The sequence below is a fragment of the Streptomyces sp. NRRL S-340 genome (assembly GCF_000720185.1).
GTDB lineage: Bacteria > Actinomycetota > Actinomycetes > Streptomycetales > Streptomycetaceae > Streptomyces.
The window spans coordinates 12,662-26,215 of the sequence record NZ_JOIY01000025.1; the positions used below are offsets into that span (position 1 = coordinate 12,662).

At 73.4% G+C, this 13,554-nt stretch carries 15 protein-coding genes and 1 pseudogene; 13 read left to right on the forward strand and 3 right to left on the reverse strand.

The window, feature by feature from the left end:
* Positions 1 to 41 precede the first annotated feature (41 nt).
* The 13 genes and pseudogenes from IG64_RS20110 to IG64_RS20170 all read left to right on the forward strand — a co-directional run bounded on the left by IG64_RS20110 (position 42) and on the right by IG64_RS20170 (position 10,694).
* Positions 42 to 1,853 (forward strand): NAD(P)/FAD-dependent oxidoreductase, encoded by a 1,812-nt coding sequence (locus tag IG64_RS20110; RefSeq protein ID WP_063758821.1) that lies wholly within the window; start codon positions 42 to 44, stop codon positions 1,851 to 1,853.
* A complete protein-coding gene (locus tag IG64_RS20115; protein WP_037858191.1) occupies positions 1,850 to 3,697 on the forward strand; it encodes a transketolase in 1,848 nt (615 codons plus the stop codon). The genes IG64_RS20110 and IG64_RS20115 overlap by 4 nt, the downstream gene beginning before the upstream one ends.
* Positions 3,694 to 4,644 (forward strand): non-homologous end-joining DNA ligase, encoded by a 951-nt coding sequence (ligD, locus tag IG64_RS20120; protein ID WP_037858192.1) that lies wholly within the window; start codon positions 3,694 to 3,696, stop codon positions 4,642 to 4,644. The genes IG64_RS20115 and ligD overlap by 4 nt, the downstream gene beginning before the upstream one ends.
* 349 nt (positions 4,645 to 4,993) lie before the next feature.
* Positions 4,994 to 5,272, forward strand: a pseudogene (locus IG64_RS20125) (gas vesicle protein); the annotation flags it as partial.
* 121 nt (positions 5,273 to 5,393) lie between these two features.
* Entirely contained in the window at positions 5,394 to 5,825 is a 432-nt protein-coding gene (locus tag IG64_RS20130) for a gas vesicle structural protein GvpA (protein ID WP_037858194.1), read from the forward strand.
* The gene (locus tag IG64_RS20135) at positions 5,822 to 6,592 is read left to right on the forward strand and encodes a GvpL/GvpF family gas vesicle protein (RefSeq protein WP_037858195.1); all 771 of its coding nucleotides are present in this window, start codon (positions 5,822 to 5,824) and stop codon (positions 6,590 to 6,592) included. Before IG64_RS20130 ends, IG64_RS20135 begins: the two co-directional genes overlap by 4 nt.
* A 4-nt stretch (positions 6,593 to 6,596) precedes the next feature.
* Positions 6,597 to 6,860 carry a gas vesicle protein GvpG gene (locus IG64_RS20140; protein ID WP_037858196.1) on the forward strand — a complete coding sequence of 88 codons (264 nt, stop codon included), beginning with the start codon at positions 6,597 to 6,599 and terminating at the stop codon, positions 6,858 to 6,860.
* Positions 6,857 to 7,690, forward strand: coding sequence for a hypothetical protein (locus IG64_RS20145; protein ID WP_037858197.1), 834 nt, complete (start codon positions 6,857 to 6,859; stop codon positions 7,688 to 7,690). The genes IG64_RS20140 and IG64_RS20145 overlap by 4 nt, the downstream gene beginning before the upstream one ends.
* Positions 7,687 to 8,898, forward strand: coding sequence for an SRPBCC family protein (locus IG64_RS20150; protein ID WP_037858199.1), 1,212 nt, complete (start codon positions 7,687 to 7,689; stop codon positions 8,896 to 8,898). The genes IG64_RS20145 and IG64_RS20150 overlap by 4 nt, the downstream gene beginning before the upstream one ends.
* A complete protein-coding gene (locus tag IG64_RS20155; RefSeq protein WP_037858202.1) occupies positions 8,895 to 9,290 on the forward strand; it encodes a gas vesicle protein in 396 nt (131 codons plus the stop codon). Before IG64_RS20150 ends, IG64_RS20155 begins: the two co-directional genes overlap by 4 nt.
* Positions 9,287 to 10,222, forward strand: coding sequence for a GvpL/GvpF family gas vesicle protein (locus IG64_RS20160; RefSeq protein ID WP_420709949.1), 936 nt, complete (start codon positions 9,287 to 9,289; stop codon positions 10,220 to 10,222). The genes IG64_RS20155 and IG64_RS20160 overlap by 4 nt, the downstream gene beginning before the upstream one ends.
* Positions 10,219 to 10,416 carry a gas vesicle protein gene (locus tag IG64_RS20165; protein ID WP_037858204.1) on the forward strand — a complete coding sequence of 66 codons (198 nt, stop codon included), beginning with the start codon at positions 10,219 to 10,221 and terminating at the stop codon, positions 10,414 to 10,416. Before IG64_RS20160 ends, IG64_RS20165 begins: the two co-directional genes overlap by 4 nt.
* Positions 10,413 to 10,694 (forward strand): gas vesicle protein K, encoded by a 282-nt coding sequence (locus IG64_RS20170; protein WP_037858205.1) that lies wholly within the window; start codon positions 10,413 to 10,415, stop codon positions 10,692 to 10,694. Before IG64_RS20165 ends, IG64_RS20170 begins: the two co-directional genes overlap by 4 nt.
* 89 nt (positions 10,695 to 10,783) lie before the next feature.
* On the opposite strand, the gene IG64_RS20175 is transcribed toward IG64_RS20170, so the two are convergent.
* From IG64_RS20175 to IG64_RS20185, 3 genes are all read right to left on the reverse strand, one after another.
* Positions 10,784 to 10,954, reverse strand: a complete 171-nt coding sequence (locus tag IG64_RS20175; RefSeq protein ID WP_037858208.1) for a hypothetical protein — start codon at positions 10,952 to 10,954, stop codon at positions 10,784 to 10,786.
* A 71-nt stretch (positions 10,955 to 11,025) separates the two neighbouring features.
* Complete coding sequence (locus IG64_RS20180; protein WP_037858210.1) at positions 11,026 to 11,874, reverse strand: class I SAM-dependent methyltransferase; 849 nt, start codon at positions 11,872 to 11,874, stop codon at positions 11,026 to 11,028.
* Between the two features lie 148 nt (positions 11,875 to 12,022).
* Positions 12,023 to 13,528, reverse strand: a complete 1,506-nt coding sequence (locus IG64_RS20185; RefSeq protein ID WP_037858213.1) for a bifunctional phosphatase PAP2/diacylglycerol kinase family protein — start codon at positions 13,526 to 13,528, stop codon at positions 12,023 to 12,025.
* Positions 13,529 to 13,554: the final 26 nt, after the last annotated feature.

The following is a 13,554-nucleotide window of genomic DNA, read 5'->3' on the forward strand; positions in this document are numbered from 1 at the left end:
AGGGTTCCGCACCAGGTACGCGACAGCGCCGGAGGCGAACCGTGAGTCGACCCCGCATCGTGATCGTCGGCGCCGGCTTCGCCGGCTATCACGCCGCCCGGACCCTGTCCCGGATGTCACGGAACAGGGCAGACGTCACCGTGCTGAACCCGACCGACTACTTCCTGTACCTGCCGCTGCTGCCCCAGGTGGCCGCGGACGTCCTGGAACCGCGCCGCGTCGCCGTCTCCCTCTCCGCCGGTCTGCCCGGCGTCCGCCTGGTCCTCGGCGAGGCCGGCCGCGTCGACCTCGACGCGCGCACCGTGCACTTCACCGGCCCCGAGGGGAACCGCGGCACGCTCGGCTACGACCGGCTCGTGCTGGCCGTCGGCAGCGTGAACAAGCTCCTGCCCGTCCCCGGCGTCGCCGAGCACGCGCACGGCTTCCGCGGGCTGCCCGAGGCGCTCTACCTGCGCGACCACGTGACCCGGCAGGTCGAACTGGCGGCGGCGTCCGACGACCGGGAGGACCGCGCCGCCCGCTGCACCTTCGTCGTGGTCGGGGCGGGCTACACGGGCACCGAGGTCGCCGCGCACGGAAAGATGTACACCGACGCGCAGGTGCGCCGCCGCCCGCCGCGCCCGGGGTTGCGGCCGCGCTGGATGCTCCTGGACGTCGCCCCCCGCGTCCTGCCCGAGTTGGACGAGCGGCTCTCGCGCACCGCGGACCGGGTGCTGCGGCAGCGCGGCGTGGACGTCCGCATGGGCACCTCCGTGCGGGAGGCCACGCACGAGGGCGTGCTGCTCACCGACGGTGAGTTCGTGCCCACCCGGACCCTGGTGTGGTGCGTGGGCGTCCGACCCGACCCGCTGGTGGAGGGCACCGGGCAGCCGCTGGAACGCGGGCGGATCGTGGTGGATCCCTACCTCCAGGTGCCGGGGCGGCCCGAGGTGTTCGCCTGCGGCGACGCGGCGGCCGTGCCGGACGTGTACCACCCCGGCGGCTTCACCCCGATGACCGCCCAGCACGCCTGGCGGCACGGCCGGGTCGCCGCGATCAACGTCGCCGCCTCGCTCGGGGCCTGCGCGCGGCGCCCCTACCGCCACCGGGACCTCGGATTCGTCGTGGACCTCGGCGGAGCGCGGGCCGCCGCGAACCCGCTGGGCCTCACGCTGTCCGGCCCGCCGGCCGCCGCGGTGACGCGTGGCTACCACCTGGCCGCCATACCGGGCAACCGGGTCCGGGTGGCGGCCGACTGGCTGCTGGGCGGCGTACTGCCGCGCCAGGCCGTGCAGTTGGGGCTCGTACGGTCCTGGTCCGTGCCCCTGGACACGGCGTCGCCCGAGCTGGCGCGGGTGGGCGGCGGGCCGCAGGAGGGAGCGGCGGCGGACCCGGGTACCCGCGCGGGAGCGGACGCGGCACCGACCGGCGAGGCGACGAGCGAAAGGATCACGGACATCATCGACAACACGGAGAAGACGCAGCTGGCGGGCGCGGAACCGGCGCCGCGGTCCCCGGGCCCGCGGACCACGCGGGGCGGCCCCGCCCCCGGACCCGCCAAGAACCACCCGGTTCCCGGACCTGCGAAGGACCGGCCCGGACCCGAGCCCGCCAGAAACCAGCCCGGTCCGGAGCCCGCCAGGAACCAGCCGGGCCCGGAGCCCGCGAAGAACCAGCCGGGTCCGGAGCCCGCCAGGAATCAGCCGGGCCCGGAGCCCGCGAAGAACCAGCCGGGCCCGGAGCCCGCCAGGAACCAGCCGGGTCCGGGGCCCGCGGAGGACCGGCCGGGTCAGGAGGCCGCCGGGCAGCACGGACACCATCCGGCCCCCGGGCCCGTCAAGCGTGCCGACATCCCAGCGGAAGGAGACTCATGAACCACGCCGAACTCGTCGACCTGGCCCAGCAGTTGCGTGTCGACAGCGTGCGGGCGGCCGCGGCGGCGGGATCCGGGCATCCCACGTCGTCCATGTCCGCCGCCGACCTGATGGCCGTACTCCTGGCCCATCACCTGCGCTACGACTTCGACCGGCCCGAGCACCCCGGGAACGACCGCTTCGTCCTCTCCAAGGGCCACGCCTCCCCGCTGCTGTACTCCGCCTACAAGGCCGCCGGCGCCGTGGACGACGGCGAACTGCTCACCTTCCGCAAGCTGGGCAGCCGCCTCGAAGGGCACCCCACGCCGCAGCGGCTGCCCTGGGTGGAGACGGCCACCGGCTCACTGGGCCAGGGCCTGCCCATCGGCGTCGGCATCGCGCTGGCGGGCAAGCGCCTCGACCACGCCGACTACCGGGTGTGGGTGCTGTGCGGCGACAGCGAGATGGCCGAGGGCTCGATCTGGGAGGCCGCCGAGCACGCCGGGTACGAGCACCTGGACAACCTGACCGTGATCGTGGACGTCAACCGCCTCGGCCAGCGCGGCCCCACCCGGCACGGCCACGACCTGGACGCCTACGCCCGCCGCTTCCGCGCCTTCGACTGGCACACGGTCGAGATCGACGGCCATGACGTGGAAGCGATCGACCGGGCCTACGGCGAAGCGGCCTCCACCAAGGGGCAGCCGACCGCCATCATCGCCCGCACCCTCAAGGGCAAGGGCGTCAAGGCCACCGAGGACCGCGAGGGACTGCACGGCAAGCCGGTCAAGGACGCCGACGAGGCGATCGAGGAACTCGGCGGTGTGCGCGACCTGCGCGTCCGCGTGCACGAGCCGCCGTCCGTGCGCTCGCTGCACGCCGTCGGGGACGGCAGCCTCGAACTGCCCCGCTGGGAGCGGGGCGAACAGGTCGCCACGCGCGACGCCTACGGCAGGGCCCTCGCCGCGCTCGGCACCGCACGGGGCGACGTGGTGGCCCTGGACGGCGAGGTCGGCGACTCCACCCGCTCGGAGTTCTTCGCCAAGGAACACCCCGAGCGCTACTTCGAGTGCTACATCGCCGAACAGCAGATGGTCGCGACGGCGGTCGGGATGGCCCGGCGCGGCTGGGTGCCGTACGCCTCCACCTTCGCCGCGTTCCTGACCCGCGCCCACGACTTCGTCCGTATGGCCTCCGTCAGCGGCTCCGGGATCAACCTCAACGGTTCGCACTCGGGCGTGTCGATCGGCCAGGACGGGCCGAGCCAGATGGGTCTGGAGGACCTGGCCATGATGCGGACGGTGCACGGCTCGACCGTCCTGTACCCGTGCGACGCCAACCAGACCGCCAAGCTCGTCGCCGCCATGGCCGGCCTGGACGGCATCCGCTACCTGCGCACCTCGCGCGGCGAGAGCCCGGTGCTGTACGGGCCCGACGAGGATTTCCCGGTCGGCGGCAGCAAGGTATTGCGCTCCTCCGCCGAGGACCGGCTGACGATCGTCGCCGCGGGTGTCACCCTGCACGAGGCGCTGACCGCCGCCGACGCCCTCGGCGAGGAGGGCATCGCCGTGCGGGTCGTCGACCTGTACTCCGTCAAGCCCGTCGACCGGGTCACGCTGCGCAAGGCCGCCGAGGACACCGGGTGCCTGCTCACGGTCGAGGACCACCGGGAGGAGGGCGGTATCGGCGACGCGGTCCTGGACGCCTTCCTCGACGGGCGGCCGGTGCCCCGGCTGGTCCGGCTCGCCGTCCGGTCCATGCCCGGCTCCGCCACACCCGCCGAGCAGCTGCACGCCGCCGGCATCGACGCCGAGTCCATCGCCGCCTCCGCCCGGCTGCTGGTGGAAGAGGCCGTGGTGCGGTGAGCGGTGACGCACGCACCGTACGGGCCGGCCGGCGCACCGTCGAGGTGCGCCGGCCGGACAAGGTTCTCTTCCCCGCCGCTCCCGGGAGGGAGCAGGCCGGCGGGGCGCACGGCGACAGGCAGTACACGAAGGGCGACCTCGCGGAGTACTACCGCAGCGTCGCCCGCTTCATGCTGCCGCACCTGCGCGGCCGTCCCCTGATGCTGGAGCGCCACCCGGACGGGCTGGACGGTCCCGTGTTCATGCAGAAGAACACGCCGGAGCACTATCCGGGGTGGATCACCCGCGTGGAGGTCGCGAAAGAGGACGGCACGGTCACGCACACCGTGTGCGACGACGCCGCGACCCTGGTGTACCTCGCGGACCAGGCCTGCCTGACCCCGCACCGCTGGCTGTCGCGCGCCCCCGGCGTCGAGCGGCCGGACCGGATGGTCTTCGACCTCGACCCGGCGGGCGGCGACTTCGAAGCCGTGCGCACGGCGGCCCGGCTGACGGGCGGACTCCTCGGCGAGCTGGGGCTGCCCGCCGCCCTCATGACCACGGGATCGCGCGGACTGCACGTGATCGTGCCGCTCGACGGCAGGCTCGGCTTCGACCCGGTGCGCGAGTTCGCCCGGGACGTCGCCGGGCTGCTGGCGGCCCGCCACCCCGACCGCTTCACCACCGCCGCCCGCAAGAAGGACCGGGGCGACCGCCTCTACCTGGACGTGCAGCGCAACGGGTACGCGCAGACCGCCGTCGCGCCCTACGCGGTCCGGGCCAGGCCGGGCGCGCCCGTGGCCGTACCCCTTTCCTGGGACCAGCTCGACGACCCAGCTCTCGGCCCGCGCCGCTGGACCATCGCCGACGCCGCCGACCAGGCACGGACCCGGCCGTGGGCCGACGTACCGGGACGGGGCCGTTCCCTGGGGCCGGCCCGGCGGCGGCTGGACGCACTGCTCGGTTGAGGTTTGGCCAACGAACCTGCGGCCACACGGAGAGGAAGAGGTGGCCATGGCGAACACAGACGACTCAGCAGAGCCGCAGGAAACACGCAAGCCCCAGAGCAGACACGACGACCCCGAGCCCCAGAAGGCTCACAAGACCCGCAAAGCACACCGACCACACCAACCGCGACAGTCACGCAACGAGAACGGTGACGACCACGGCGAGATTCGCGGTGACGACGGAAGCGATGACGAGCGCGACGAGGAAGGCGACGACGAGCGCGACTACGAGATCGATGACGAGCGCGACGAGGAAAGCGACTACGAGCGCGAGGACGAGATCGACCACGACCACGACGACCGCACGACCGCGCGGCGGCCCCGTCCCATGGAGGTGCTGCGCGAGGCGCGCGCCCAGTTCGCGGAGCTGACCGGTATGACCCCGGAGTCCGTCACGAGTTTCGAGCGGACCGAGGACGGCTGGTCCCTGGAGGTCGAGGTGCTCGAACTCGCCCGGGTGCCCGACACGATGAGTCTGATGGCGAGCTACCTGGTCGAACTCGACCCCGAGGGGCAGCTCGACGGGTACCGGCGGCTGAGCCGCTACGAACGGGGCCGGGCCGACGCACACAGGTCCGGCGGCCGGTAGGCCGCCCGCCCCGGGTCGCACCGGCGGTCGTACGGACCCACACCCCCCGTACCGAACCAAGCACGGAAGCACGTACAGACCCGCACACACATCCACTCACAGACAAGGAGGCACGGTCGGCATGACCGTTGTCCCGGCACAGACGTCCGGCGGTGGAGGCGGCAGCAGCGGCCTCTACGACGTACTGGAGCTCGTCCTCGACAGGGGGCTGGTGATCGACGCGTTCGTGAGGGTGTCCCTGGTCGGCATCGAGATCCTCAAGATCGACGTGCGTGTCGTCGTCGCCAGCGTCGACACGTATCTGCGCTTCGCCGAGGCCTGCAACCGGCTCGACCTGGAGGCCGGGCCGCGCAAGAGCCCGGGCCTGCCCGAGATCGTCGGCGAGGTCACCGAGTCCGGCGCGCGCGGCAAGTCCAAGGGCGCGCTGTCCGGCGCTGCCCAGACCGTCTCCGACGCCTTCAAGCAGGCCCGCTCCGAGAGCGCGGGCGAGTCCGAGTCCCGGCCGCGGCCGCGCAGGACCTCCTCGGCGCGCAGGAAGGAGGAACAGGAGTGAGCACCTACGTCTACGGCATCACAGCGGCCGCGCACCCCGCGCTGCCCGAGGACCTCGCCGGCGTCGGCGACCCGCCCCTGCCGGTCCGCGTCCTGACGGCGGGCGAGCTGGCCGCCGTGGTCAGCGACGCGCCCGAGGGGCTGCGACCCAAGCGCAGGGACCTGCTCGCCCACCAGAACGTGCTCGGCGCGGCCGGCGCGGAGGGCTGTGTGCTGCCCATGCGCTTCGGCAGCGTGGCCCCCGACGACGAGTCCGTCACCTCGGTGCTCACCGAGCGCGCCGAGCACTACAAGGAACGCCTGCGGGCCCTGGACGGCAAGGTCGAGTACAACGTCAAGGGCAGCCATGTGGAAGAGGCGGTCCTGCACCGCGTGATGTCCGAGAACCCGGAGATCAGGGCGCAGGCCGAGGCCAACCGGCAGGCCGGTGGCGGAACGTACGAGGACAAGATCAGGCTCGGCGAGCTGGTCGCGGCGGCCGTCAAGGCACGGGAGGCCGAGGACGGCGACCTGGTGGTGCGGGCGATCGAACCGCACGCGGCGGCGGTCAGCGCGGGCCCGGAGTCCACCGGCTGGCTCGTCAACGCCTCCTTCCTGGTCGACCGCGACGAGGCGGCCGGCTTCCTGGAGGCAGTGGAGCAGGCCCGCAAGGACATGCCCCATCTCGAACTGCGCGTCAACGGCCCGTTGCCGCCCTACAGCTTCGTCGAGCCCGGCCCGGCCGAGCCGGCGGGCAGCGCGGCGGGAGCCGACGCGGGAGCGGAGTGACGTCATGGGACTGATCTCGGAGGTGCTGCTGCTGCCGTTCGCCCCGGCGCGCGGCAGCGCCTGGGCGGTCAGACAGGTGCTGCGCGAGGCGGAGCGCATCTACTACGACCCGGCCGCGGTACGGGCCGAACTGGCACGGCTGGAGGAGCGTCTGGAGGCGGAGGAGATCACCGAGGAGGAGTTCGACCGCGAGGAGGACGCCCTGCTGGACCGGCTGGAGATCGGCCTGCGCGGTGGCGCGGGGACGGGTGAGGGGACGGCACGATGAATCGGATGGGACTCGGTCTCGCGGTAGGGGCCGGCTACTTGCTGGGACGTACGAAGAAGGCGAAACTCGCCCTGGCCGTCGGCAGCATGGTCGCGGGCAAGAAGCTGAACCTGGGGCCGCGCGCGATAGCCGACCTGGTCAACCAGCAGCTGAAGGACAACCCGCAGTTCAAGGAGATCGGCGACCAGTTGCGCCAGGACCTGCGGGGTGTCGGCAAGGCGGCCTCCGGGGCGATGGTCGAACGGCAGATGACCGCACTCGCGGACCGGCTGCACAGCCGTACGGCGCAGGTCCGCGACGAAGCGGCCGGCGCCGTGCCCGGGGGCGGCGGACGCAAGTCCCGCGACGGCGGCGGACGGCGGGCCGGCGAGGACTCCGGGAACGGGTCCGGCGACGCGCACGAGGACGAGCGCGCCGACGGGAGCGACGACGAGTCCGAGACCGAGGACGAGGAGGAGTTCGGGGACGGGTACGAGGACCGGGAGGGCCGGGAGGCCGGTGAGGAACCCGGCTCCGAGGACGCGTCCGGTCGCGAGCGCGACGGCGAGCGGCCCGCGCGGAAGGCTCCGGACAAGAGGGCGCAGGGGCGGAAGGCACCCGCGAAGAAGGCGCCCGCGAAGAGGACCGCCGGGGCGGGTGCGGAGAAGACCGCAGGGGCGGCCGGCAAGAAGACGCAGTCCGGCGCGCCCGGCGCACCGGCCAGGAAGGCGGCGAAGAAGGCCCCCGCCAGGAAGACGGCGGCGGCCCCGAGGACGGCGGCCGGCAAGAAGACGGCCGCGAGGAAGACGACGCCGGCCCGCAGGGCGGCGAAGGGTGGCGGTGACCGATGACCGAAGCCCTCGGATCCGCGACCTCCGCGGCCGGCAAGGCCGCGGGCGGCGCGGCCAGGAACAGTCCGCTGACCGACCTCGCCCACAGCGAGGCCGCCGACCGGCTCAAGGGGGAGGCGCAGGAGTACCTCACCGCCCAGGCCGAGCGGCTGCTCGCCGGTTTCGGCCGCAAGCTCGGCGAGACCACCGGGAAGCTCAACGACATCGCCGAGGGCAACAGCCCCGGCTTCGCGAAGCTCGCCCTCGAAGGCGGGCGGAAGATCGCCGAGGGGAAGGGACCGGTGCGCTCCGTCCTGGAACTCGGCGCCTCGCACGCCAAGGACAAGGTGATGGGCGCGGTCAAGGGCCTCGGCGGCGGCAAGGGCTCCCGCAAGAGCGGCAGCGGGAACAAGCCCACCGTCATCGTCGAGTCCGTCGACGTCGGCGTCTCCCGGCGCACCGCGTACGACCAGTGGACCCGGTTCCAGGACTTCAGCACCTTCGCCAAGGGGGTCAAGAGCGCGAGCCGCGCCGACGACACCCACTCCGACTGGCAGGCGAAGATCTTCTGGTCCAGCCGCAGCTGGAAGGCGCACACCACCGAGCAGATCCCCGACTACCGCATCCAGTGGACCTCCGAGGGCGCCAAGGGCACGACGAAGGGCGTCGTGTCCTTCCACCGCCTCGACGACGACCTCACCCGCGTCCTGCTCGTCATCGAGTACTACCCCAGCGGTCTGTTCGAGAAGACGGGCAACATCTGGCGGTCCCAGGGCCGCCGGGCCCGGCTCGATCTGAAGAACTTCGCCCGCTTCATCACCCTCAAGGGGGAGGCGGAGGACGGCTGGCGCGGTGAGATCCGCGACGGCGAGGTCGTCCGCAGCCATGACGACGCGGTGGCGGAGGAAGAGGAGAACGCCGGGGAGCCGGAGGGCGAGGACCGCGAGGACGAGGAGGAGAACGGCGGGGAGCCGGAGGACGAGTACGACGAGGAGGAGGACGAGGACGAGGAAGCGGAGGAGAACGGCGGGGAGCCGCGGGACGAGTACGACGAGGACGAGGAGGCGGAGGAAGAGGAGGAGCCGTACGACGAGGAGGGTGAGTACGAGGACGACGAGGAGTACGAGGACGACGAGGAGCCCGAAGGCGGACACAAGGACCAGGCCGAGCCCGAGGACGACGAGGACGAGGCCGAGTACGAGTACGCCGAGGGCGGGAGCCGTCGATGACGATGCCGGGCAGGCTGCCGGAACCGTACGGCCCGAGCAGCGGGGCCAACCTGGCCGACATCCTGGAACGGGTGCTCGACAAGGGTGTCGTCATCGCCGGCGACATCCGGATCAACCTGCTCGACATCGAACTCCTCACGATCAAACTCCGGCTCGTCGTCGCCTCGGTCGACAAGGCCAAGGAGATGGGCATCGACTGGTGGGAGAGCGATCCCGCCCTCTCCTCCCGGGCCCGCCGTGACGAACTCGCGCGGGAGAACGCCGAGTTGCGCGAGCGGCTGGCCCGGCTGGAGGAGCTGGGACTGGAGCAGGGCAGCGGCACCGGCGCGAGCGCGGGCACCACAGGCCGTACCGAGCGTGCGGACCGTACCGTCCCCAAGGAGGCACCATGACCGGACTGCGGTACGTCTACGCCGTCTGCCGCCCCCTCGGGGCGCCCCTGCAGGCGCAGTTGACCGGCGTCGCGGGCGCGCCGGCCAAACCGCTGGCGCACCACGGCCTGGTCGCCGTCGTCAGCGAGGTACCGGAACGGGACTTCTCCGAGGAGGCGCTGCGCGCCCGCCTGGAGGACCTGGACTGGCTCGCCGCCACCGCCCGCGCCCACCAGGGCGTCATCGACGCGCTCACCGTCGTCACGACCCCGCTGCCGCTCCGGCTGGCCACCGTCTTCCGGGACGACAGCGGGGTACGCGCGATGATCGAGTCCCGGGAGGAACACTTCCGCCGCGCCCTGGAGCGTCTCCAGGGGCGGGTGGAGTGGGGCGTCAAGGTCTACCTGGAGCCGGAGCGGCGCGAGGAGGCGGCGGTCTCCGCGCCGGCGGGCAGGCCCGCGTCCGGCCGTGACTATCTGCGCCGGCGCCGGCAGGAGACCCGGGCCCACGAGGACCAGTGGGAGCGGGCCGAGACGTTCGCCACGCGGCTGCACGCCAGACTGTCGGCGTTCGCCGAGGAATCGCGGCTGCACGCCCCGCAGAATCCCGCGCTCTCCGGTGCCGCCGGGCGCAACGTGCTCAACGCCGCTTATCTGGTGCCGCGCACCCATTCCGAGGAGTTCGTGGAACTGGTGGACCGCACGAAGGACGACGCGCCCGGGCTGCGGGTGGAACTCACGGGCCCCTGGGCGGCGTACTCCTTCGCCGGGGAGAGCGCGGAGGGAGACCCCGGCGAGGGAACGGCGGAGAACCCCGGCGAGGGAACGGCGGGAAACCCCGGGGAAGGCGCGGAGCGCGATGCCGGGGAAAGCGGAGGGGGCGGCGTAGGGGAAGGCGCGGCCGGGCCGCGCGCCGCCACCGCACCCCCGTCGCCGCGGGGGGAGCGGGCATGACGGTCGTGGAACGCCGTGAGGTCGCCCTGGTCGACCTGCTCGACCGGCTGCTGGCCGGCGGCGTCGTCATCACCGGCGACGTCACCCTGCGCATCGCCGACGTGGACCTCGTCCGCATCGACCTGAACGCGCTGATCAGCTCGGTGAACGCACAAGTGCCCTCACCCTTCGAGGCCCTGGAGGAGCCGTCGTGACCGCGCGCAAGCATCTCGAACTCGAACCCGACACGGTGGAGCGGGACCTGGTGAAACTCGTCCTCACCGTGGTCGAACTGCTGCGCCAGCTCATGGAGCGGCAGGCACTGCGCCGCTTCGACGTGGGGGACCTGACCGAGGAGCAGGAGGAGCGCATCGGCCTGACGCTGATGCTGCTGGAGGACCGCATGGCGGAGTTGCGGGACCGCTACGGACTGCGGCCCGAGGACCTGAACCTGGACCTCGGGCCGCTGGGACCGCTGCTTCCCCGGGAGTGAGGGAATTCCTTCTCTCTACCGCCGGAACCCCGTTCACCGGGTCCCTTCACCGGGTCCTTTCACCGGAACCCGGACCCCGTCTTCCTCCTCTACCACCTGTACCAGCGGCCCCGGCCACCGGACGCGGACGTCCCGCGGACCAGGAACCCGAGCAGCCAGACGACCAGCACCGCCAGTGCCACCCACCACAGCACCTTCACGGCGAAGCCGATTCCGAAGAGGACGATCGCGAGAAGCAGAACGAGCAGAATGGGAACCATCATGACCTCCTGCTCCCCGGGTTTCCCGGAAGGCAGGAATCAGGCATCCCCGTCGGCCGCCGGGACGGTTCTCAGGCGGGGACGGCGTCCGCCGGGTCCTCCTTGCGGCACAGGATCTCCCCGTGCAGGACGGCGAACCAGCCGTCCTCCTGCCCGCCCCACTCGCGCCACGCCCCGGACACGGCCTTCAGCTGCTCCTCGGTGGCGTGGCCGCCCCCGGTCGCCCGCTCGGCGTAGGCGGACGCCACCGTGCGGTCGGCCCACAGCCCGCTCCACCACTCCCGCTCGTCCCGGGTGGCGTACGTCCAGGTGCTGGAGCCGGCCGTGATCCGGGGCTCCGTGAACCCCGCCCGCAGGGCCCAGGAGCGCAGCCGGCGGCCGGCGTCCGGTTCCCCGCCGTTGGCGCGGGCCACCCTCCGGTACAGCTCCAGCCAGTCGTCCAGGCCCGGCACGCGCGGGTACCAGGTCATCGCCGCGTAGTCCGCGTCCCGGACCGCGACGAATCCGCCGGGCTTCGTCACGCGGCGCATCTCCCGCAGCGCCGCCACCGGGTCGCCGACGTGCTGGAGCACCTGGTGGGCGTGGACCACGCAGAACGTGTCGTCCGGGTAGTCCAGGGCGTGCACGTCCGCCACCGCGAAGTCGACGTTGTCCAGTCCCCGCGCGGCCGCCGTGGCGCGGGCCTGCTCCAGGACCCCCGGCGCCCGGTCGACGCCCGTCACGTGTCCGTCGGGGACCAGTTCCGCCAGGTCGGCGGTGATGGTGCCGGGACCGCAGCCGATGTCCAGGACCTTCATGTGGGGCTTGAGCGAGCCGAGCAGGTAGGCCGCAGAGTTGGCGGCGGTGCGCCAGGTGTGCGAACGCAGCACGGACTCGTGGTGCCCGTGCGTGTAGACGGCCGTCTCCTGCTGTTTCGGCATGGCGGTACCCCTTCTCGTCCCCTGCCGCCCGAACGGGCCGCGGCGGCCCCGGGTCGGTAGGGATCACGGTACGCGCGCATGCCGAATGATGAGACCCGAGTATTGCCATGTGGACTGACGCAGTGTCAGGTAGCGTCGTGCCGCCGGCTCAGGCGGGCGGCAGCGGGCGGTACACCGTCAGCGCCCCGGGCAGCTTCTCCACGCGCACCTCGCCCTCCACCTCGGTGACCTCGCCGTCGTAGGCGAGGAGCGTCCCCGGCGCCAGGCCGTCCAGGCGCAGCCGGGGCAGTTGGACCGCCGCGTGCGCGGGCGACCGGGTCAGCGGGCCGGCGAACGCGGCCGACAGCAGCCGCAGGGCGGGCCGGCGGCCCCCGTGCACCACCCGGACGTCGAGCATCCCGTCGGCCAGGTCGAGCCGGCGGCCCGGCGCCAGGCCCATGCGGTGGTAGGTGCCGTTGCCGGCGAACAGCAGCCACAGCGGGCGGCGGCGGCCCTGGACCTGAGCCTCCACCGGATGCCGGTCCGCCCGCAGCACCCGCACCGCCGCCAGCACCCCCGCGGGCCAGCCGCCGATCCGGTCCGTCCACCGCTCGCGCTCACGCACCAGCTCCGGGTACACCCCGAGGCTGAAGGTGTTGAGGAAGACGCCCTCCCCGCGCCCGGAACTGAAGCGGCCCACGTCCACCCGCACACCCTGGCCCTGCGCCACGGCCCGTCCCAGATCGCGGGCGTCCTCCACCCCGAGGTCGTAAGCGAAGTGGTTGAGCGTGCCGCCCGGCAGCACGGCGAGCGGCAGTCCGTGGCGCAGCGCGGTCCCGGCGGCGGTGTTCACCGTGCCGTCGCCGCCGCACACGCCGAGCACCCGGGCCCGGCCCGCGGCCTCCTCCAGCGCGTCCGGTATGCCGTCCGGCTCGCACTCGACGACCTCCGCCTTCGGCAGCACGTCCCGCAGGGCCCGGGCCCGCTCCGCGGTACCGGAGGCGTTGTTCGCCACGAGGACCAGGCCCTCGCCCTCCGGGAGCGCCGGCACGTCGGCCCACGGCCGGGCCGGCGGCACGATCTGGGCGCGGGCCGGCACCAGCGCCCGTACGGCGAACGCGGCCCCCGCGCCCAGGGCCGCGCCCGCCAGCACGTCGCTCGGGAAGTGGACGCCCGTGTAGACGCGGGAGGCCGCCACCGAGAAGGCCAGCGGGGCCACCGCCGCTCCCCACGCCGGTGACTCCAGGGCGACACCGGTCGCGAAGGCGGCGGCCGAGGCGGCGTGGCCGGACGGGAAGGACGTGGTGATCGGCTGCCGCCCCAGCCGGCGCACCAGCGGAACCGGGTCCAGGGAGGGCCGCGGCCGGCGCACCGAACGCTTGCCGAGCGTGTTGACGGTCAGCGAGGCCAGGCTCAGCGAGGCCAGGCCCCGCACCGCGGCACGCCGGGCGCGCGGGGTGCGGGTCGCCGCGACCGCCGCCGCGGTCGCGAACCACAGCACCCCGTGGTTGGCGCTGCGGCTCAGCCGGGGCAGCACCGGCTCGGCGCCGGGCCAGCGGCGTCCCGCGGCCGCCCGGAACAGCCACGAGTCGGCGGCGAGCAGGCGGGTCAGGGCGGTGCGGGCAGCGCTGCCCGGCGCGCTGGCCGGGGCGGTGAGGTCGACGTCAGGGCTCATACAGGCACCGTTACCCTGAAGCGGCC

What these genes read in the sequence shown, in the direction of transcription:
- IG64_RS20155 (WP_037858202.1), top strand. Translation starts at nt 8,895, where the DNA reads ATGACGATGCCGGGCAGGCTGCCGGAACCGTACGGCCCGAGCAGCGGG.
- IG64_RS20160 (WP_420709949.1), top strand. Translation starts at nt 9,287, where the DNA reads ATGACCGGACTGCGGTACGTCTACGCCGTCTGCCGCCCCCTCGGGGCG.
- IG64_RS20115 (WP_037858191.1), top strand. Translation starts at nt 1,850, where the DNA reads ATGAACCACGCCGAACTCGTCGACCTGGCCCAGCAGTTGCGTGTCGAC.
- IG64_RS20185 (WP_037858213.1), bottom strand. Translation starts at nt 13,528, where the DNA reads ATGAGCCCTGACGTCGACCTCACCGCCCCGGCCAGCGCGCCGGGCAGC.
- IG64_RS20130 (WP_037858194.1), top strand. Translation starts at nt 5,394, where the DNA reads ATGACCGTTGTCCCGGCACAGACGTCCGGCGGTGGAGGCGGCAGCAGC.
- IG64_RS20175 (WP_037858208.1), bottom strand. Translation starts at nt 10,954, where the DNA reads ATGGTTCCCATTCTGCTCGTTCTGCTTCTCGCGATCGTCCTCTTCGGA.
- IG64_RS20140 (WP_037858196.1), top strand. Translation starts at nt 6,597, where the DNA reads ATGGGACTGATCTCGGAGGTGCTGCTGCTGCCGTTCGCCCCGGCGCGC.
- IG64_RS20165 (WP_037858204.1), top strand. Translation starts at nt 10,219, where the DNA reads ATGACGGTCGTGGAACGCCGTGAGGTCGCCCTGGTCGACCTGCTCGAC.
- IG64_RS20145 (WP_037858197.1), top strand. Translation starts at nt 6,857, where the DNA reads ATGAATCGGATGGGACTCGGTCTCGCGGTAGGGGCCGGCTACTTGCTG.
- IG64_RS20180 (WP_037858210.1), bottom strand. Translation starts at nt 11,874, where the DNA reads ATGCCGAAACAGCAGGAGACGGCCGTCTACACGCACGGGCACCACGAG.
- IG64_RS20150 (WP_037858199.1), top strand. Translation starts at nt 7,687, where the DNA reads ATGACCGAAGCCCTCGGATCCGCGACCTCCGCGGCCGGCAAGGCCGCG.